The following is a 4676-nucleotide window of genomic DNA, read 5'->3' as shown; positions in this document are numbered from 1 at the left end:
GTAAACGGTAAATAACAGTCCGCCATTCGCCATGTACCTTGTATATTTCACCGTTTCCGTCATCGCCGCCTGGTAGCGTTCCTTCCATAAGGACTGGCTGTTCATCGTTCCGCCTCCTCGATCGCGGCAACGTACAGATCATCCAGCGTTCCATCTTGCAGTCCATATCGTGCGCGTAAAGCAGCTGTCGTTCCCTCTGCTGCAATGTGCCCCTCATGTAAGAGCACGAATCGGTTACAGTGACGCTCGGCTGTCTCAAGAATATGCGTCGACATTAAGATCCCCTTACCGTCCTGCTTCAGTTCACTAAAAATCTGAAGTAACTCTCGGATTGCCAGTGGATCAAGTCCAACGAACGGTTCATCGACGATCAACAGTTCACTGCCTGTGACGAGTGCACATAAAATCATCGCTTTTTGCTTCATCCCTTTTGAGAAGACACTTGGAAACCATTCGAGTTGCTTCGTCATTCGAAGTCGTTCAGCATAATGTTGCGCGCGTTCTGTCGCGATTGCTTCTTCGACGTCATATCCTTGCGCCATCAGACGAAGGTGCTCCCGTAACGTCAGTTGTTCATATAACATCGGCTGCTCCGGAATATACGCCACTTGGCGACGATACTCGGTTTCGTTCGTCGTTAAATCCAATCCATTGATTCGAACCGATCCCGTCTTGACCGGTAAAAGACCAAGGATATGCTTGATCGTCGTTGATTTTCCGGCACCGTTCAACCCAATTAGACCGACGAGTTCACCTCGGTCGACTTCGATATTGATGTCATGCAGAACGGTTTTTGATCCGTATCCTCCTGACAAATCTTTAATGTCTAATAACATATCTGCCACTCCCTTTAGGCTCATCGTAAAGTAGACTCGCTTCGTTTTTCTAGCGTAACGCCTAGTTTTTTAAAATATAATGTTTTAATACTTGTTTTTTCGGCAATTACTCTAAGTGTAATCGTTACATCAATATATGAAAACGATTTACATGTAAATTGAAAGTGAAATCAATGAATCGTCTATTCATTCTCTATCAAGTGGTCTAATCGTCTAGTCATTTAAAGAATGAACTAAAGAATGAACGATTTCAGATTTTTTCATTTTCACACGTGTTTATAACTGCCTGAAAACAGGTAAAACTAATATGTAGAGGAGATGTTTAGAAATGGGTTTCTTATGGGCACTCATCATTGGTGGTCTCATCGGTTGGATCGCAAGTTTAATTATCGGGAAAGACGTACCGGGTGGCATCATCGGTAACATTATCGCTGGTTTCATCGGTTCGATGATCGGTCAAGCCATCTTTGGTTCAATGGGACCAAAAATTGCTGGTTTCGCAGTCATTCCGGCTATTCTCGGAGCAGTCATCTTGATCTTCATCGTCTCACTTATTCTCCGGGCAGTACGTAAGTAATCATAGATCTTAAATTGAAAAGGAGTGTTTTAAATGGGATTCTTATGGGCGTTAATCGTCGGTGGTATTATTGGTTGGCTAGCAAGCTTGATTTTAGGTAAGGATGTTCCAGGCGGTATCATTGGTAACATCATCGCTGGTTTTGTTGGTGCATTGATCGGTCAAGCATTATTCGGAAACTGGGGTCCAATGGTTGCCGGATTCGCAATCGTTCCTGCTTTACTCGGAGCTATCATTCTTATCCTTATCGTATCGTTCATTCTCCGTGCGGTGAATAAACGATAACCAAAAATCCTCGGACGTTCTAGTCCGAGGATTTTTTTAGTCTTTTAATTGTAACCACATACCGTCCTCTCGCTCGACGACTCGTTTTTCTGCTCGTAAGTTCAACCATTCGAACACACCTTCGAGAAAACTAGACGGATATTCCCAAACGGTACCGACTTGCTCGCGCTTCTTTCGTTCTGGTTTTCCAGCGATGGCTTCTAACTCATCTGGAGTCTTATTTAATCGGATTAGCAATTCTTCCACCTGCCCCGATTGATAGGTCACTTCATATCCATCGTATCGTGCTCGATTGGCAACGGTCGAATCAGGCGTGCCGAACGTATTCTCGAACGAGTCACGCGAACGTCCGAGATAGCCAGTCATCGTATCGATACTTTTTCCAGTCCGGGCTTTCACTTCCGTCTCAAGTAACGTTTTGATATCGACTGCATATTCGTTCGAAACGGTCGTATTGAATCGATCAGCCAATTTAAAGTCGACTGTCGCGTTCGGTTCATCTCCGAGTTGTACAGTCTTTGATTCCTGGACGGTCTGTCCGGATTGTTCCGCACTTGCTTGAACATCGTACTCTCCAGGAGATCGCTTGAGTTCAAGGGATTTCTGATCAATCGTCCCGACTTCTTCTCCATCTAATGAAATCTTCGTTCCCGGTAAATCACTTGAAACGGTTAACCGCTGAGGATTCACATCGAGAGAGTACCGGTCATACCAAAGCCATCCATCTTCTTCTTGAAGCGAAAACAGATGTGTCTTCACTTGCTTCCCTGCGCCTTGATCCTGTTTGACTTGTGCGATGACCCGGCCCGTCCGTTCTGAGTCAGCCGTCAACCAATTAACGAGTCGCGTCGCTTCACTCATCGGTAGTGACTTACCATTCATCGTGACGAGTTGTTGGAATCCACGCTGATCCTTTTCCTTTAACAAGGTAGCAAGACGCTCGTCTGTTTTCTCCATTCTCGCCGCTTCTTGCATGTTACGTCCAAACCAAAAGGCAACGAATAAGAAAAGACCGACGATGATGACGCTACCGACGAGCAGGCGCCGTTTTCGTTTTTTTTGTGCCGTCGAGGCTACTCGTGATGCCATGCAATTCGCTCCTTCCTTCAGTAGCTGTATGTTTCTAAGTGTATCGGGTTCAATTTGACTGTCAATCGTGCGGAAGTCGGAAACTTTCCGTATACTAATATTATCTTACCCAAGGGAGTGAACGTTCCATGCAAAAAGAGTCATGTATCTTCTGTAAAATTGCTCGCAAAGAAGTCCCTGGTCATATCGTATTCGAGAACGAACAAGTTCTCGCTTTCCTTGACCTGTCACAAGTGACGAAAGGACATACGCTCGTCATCCCAAAACAACATGCCGATAATTTGTATGATCTCTCTCCTGAACAAGCACAAGACGTATTTGCGACGATCCCGCAAATCAGTCGTGCGCTTCAACAAGAGACAGAGGCAGCTGGCATGAATCTCTTATCGAATACAGGAAAAGTAGCGGGTCAATCGGTCTCTCACTTCCACCTGCACCTCATTCCGCGTCACGATAAACAAGACGGTTTCGGTGCAAAATGGGAAGTTCATAATGACGATTACACGGCAGAGGAATTAGCTGAACTCGCTAACTCGATCGCTTCTCGCATCTAAGTCTGTTCTTTTTCTTCTATTCTTAGAAAAATATTGCCGAAATAGGTTTCTTTCATTCGATTTTCGGTAAAATAATATGAAACAAATATTTTAATATTAAAAAGGAGGTTCAATATGTCGAAGCGTCCCGCCCGTAACTGGGTCGCTTTTGGTGCTACGCTAACACTTGTGACTTTTTACGGTCTGAAGGCGCTTCGCCAAGGTACGAAAAGCGACTCTTCGAACGGTCATCAACGTCGAAATTCTTATTCTACAATCGTAACGAATGTGCAGGATTTGACCCAGGAGGGCAAGAACTTAGTAGAGACAGCAAAAGCGTCTGGTATGCACTTCAAAGAAGAAGTCATGCAGAGCGTCTCGGAATACCAAACGGAAGTCCAAGCATCGCTCACGAAGATCCAGTCTCTCGCTGATGAAGCGAAACAGGAAGCAGACCAGCTTTCTCCACAAAAGTAAGATCCGTTGCTTCGATTTGTTTTTGTATAGTTTGCATTTTGCGCGTTTGAGCCATTGTCACCTTTCGAAAGGATGAGTCAGATATGGAACACGAAAAGTTATATCCTGGACAAGAGGCTTTGTTGTATAGCCACAAGATTGTCCAGTTAAGCAAAGCACTATGGAAAACGGTAGAAAAAGATTGGCAAAATTGGATCAAGCCCTTTGATCTGAACATCAATGAACATCATATCTTGTGGATTTCGCACGCGCTAGGCGGTGCCTCGATTTCAGAGATCGCGAAATATGGTGTCATGCACGTCTCGACGGCATTCAACTTCTCGAAGAAGTTAGAAGACCGCGGATTGTTGACGTTCTCGAAAAAGGAAACAGATAAACGAAATACCTACGTCCAGTTGACACCAGAGGGCGAATCACTCTTGCTTGAGACGATTCAAGCGTTCCGCCCTGAAGAAAACGGTGTCTTCCGTGCATCACTTCCTCTTCAGGAATTGTACGGGAAGTTCCCGGAATTAACGGACATTTCTGCGATCGTACGTCGCTTGTATGGCGACAGCTTCATGGACATATTCGCTGAGACATCAAAGATGATCACAGAAGAAGCAGATCGTCGCCCTCAAGATCCAGTCATGGACTCAATCAAAAAAGCATAACCTTACCAAAAGCGTTTTAGCCTCTAGCTAGAATGCTTTTTTTAGGTCTTTTTTCCTCATGACAAGGACATTACTACTATGTCTCAAGAGCGTTATTTCCCTCACAATTTCCCATAAAAATTATCCTCAACCGACTACTTGGATGTGATAGCATGGAAAAGAGCAAGTATCTCTTGTCATGACAAGATACAGCCTGTCTCTTATACACATCTCCGAGCCCACGAGA

The 4676-nt window shown here is 44.7% G+C and carries 7 protein-coding genes; 5 read left to right on the top strand and 2 right to left on the bottom strand.

The genetic code is table 11. From position 1 onward, the window contains the following. Window positions 1-101: 101 nt before the first annotated feature. Window positions 102-836: an ABC transporter ATP-binding protein gene (locus tag F8N00_RS16280; RefSeq protein WP_023467350.1), complete on the bottom strand. Its 735-nt coding sequence runs from the start codon at window positions 834-836 to the stop codon at window positions 102-104. A 328-nt stretch (window positions 837-1164) separates the two neighbouring features. On the opposite strand from F8N00_RS16280, the gene F8N00_RS16275 reads away from it, so the two are divergent. Next, a complete protein-coding gene (locus tag F8N00_RS16275; RefSeq protein WP_023467349.1) occupies window positions 1165-1413 on the top strand; it encodes a GlsB/YeaQ/YmgE family stress response membrane protein in 249 nt (82 codons plus the stop codon). A gap of 33 nt (window positions 1414-1446) precedes the next feature. After that, a complete protein-coding gene (locus F8N00_RS16270; protein ID WP_023467348.1) occupies window positions 1447-1698 on the top strand; it encodes a GlsB/YeaQ/YmgE family stress response membrane protein in 252 nt (83 codons plus the stop codon). Between the two features lie 36 nt (window positions 1699-1734). Here the strand turns inward: F8N00_RS16270 and F8N00_RS16265 are convergent, their stop codons facing one another. Continuing rightward, window positions 1735-2787 carry a hypothetical protein gene (locus F8N00_RS16265; protein ID WP_421018587.1) on the bottom strand — a complete coding sequence of 351 codons (1053 nt, stop codon included), beginning with the start codon at window positions 2785-2787 and terminating at the stop codon, window positions 1735-1737. Window positions 2788-2915: 128 nt separating this feature from the next. On the opposite strand from F8N00_RS16265, the gene F8N00_RS16260 reads away from it, so the two are divergent. The 3 genes from F8N00_RS16260 to F8N00_RS16250 all read left to right on the top strand — a co-directional run bounded on the left by F8N00_RS16260 (window position 2916) and on the right by F8N00_RS16250 (window position 4450). Continuing rightward, window positions 2916-3341, top strand: coding sequence for an HIT family protein (locus F8N00_RS16260; protein WP_023467346.1), 426 nt, complete (start codon window positions 2916-2918; stop codon window positions 3339-3341). Window positions 3342-3455: 114 nt separating this feature from the next. Then, window positions 3456-3797 carry a hypothetical protein gene (locus F8N00_RS16255; protein WP_023467345.1) on the top strand — a complete coding sequence of 114 codons (342 nt, stop codon included), beginning with the start codon at window positions 3456-3458 and terminating at the stop codon, window positions 3795-3797. A gap of 83 nt (window positions 3798-3880) precedes the next feature. Beyond that, window positions 3881-4450 (top strand): HTH-type transcriptional regulator Hpr, encoded by a 570-nt coding sequence (locus tag F8N00_RS16250; protein ID WP_023467344.1) that lies wholly within the window; start codon window positions 3881-3883, stop codon window positions 4448-4450. Window positions 4451-4676 lie beyond the last annotated feature (226 nt).

It is taken from the genome of Exiguobacterium sp. A1_3_1 (assembly GCF_048985645.1).
Lineage (GTDB): Bacteria > Bacillota > Bacilli > Exiguobacteriales > Exiguobacteriaceae > Exiguobacterium_A > Exiguobacterium_A indicum.
The sequence above is the reverse complement of the archived record's forward strand: the minus strand, read 5'-3'. Positions and strand labels throughout refer to the sequence as shown.

Bases quoted from the DNA above. Each gene is read 5' to 3' on its own strand.
- F8N00_RS16280 (WP_023467350.1), bottom strand. From the start codon at position 836: ATGTTATTAGACATTAAAGATTTGTCAGGAGGATACGGATCAAAAACC.
- F8N00_RS16275 (WP_023467349.1), top strand. From the start codon at position 1,165: ATGGGTTTCTTATGGGCACTCATCATTGGTGGTCTCATCGGTTGGATC.
- F8N00_RS16270 (WP_023467348.1), top strand. From the start codon at position 1,447: ATGGGATTCTTATGGGCGTTAATCGTCGGTGGTATTATTGGTTGGCTA.
- F8N00_RS16265 (WP_421018587.1), bottom strand. From the start codon at position 2,787: ATGGCATCACGAGTAGCCTCGACGGCACAAAAAAAACGAAAACGGCGC.
- F8N00_RS16260 (WP_023467346.1), top strand. From the start codon at position 2,916: ATGCAAAAAGAGTCATGTATCTTCTGTAAAATTGCTCGCAAAGAAGTC.
- F8N00_RS16255 (WP_023467345.1), top strand. From the start codon at position 3,456: ATGTCGAAGCGTCCCGCCCGTAACTGGGTCGCTTTTGGTGCTACGCTA.
- F8N00_RS16250 (WP_023467344.1), top strand. From the start codon at position 3,881: ATGGAACACGAAAAGTTATATCCTGGACAAGAGGCTTTGTTGTATAGC.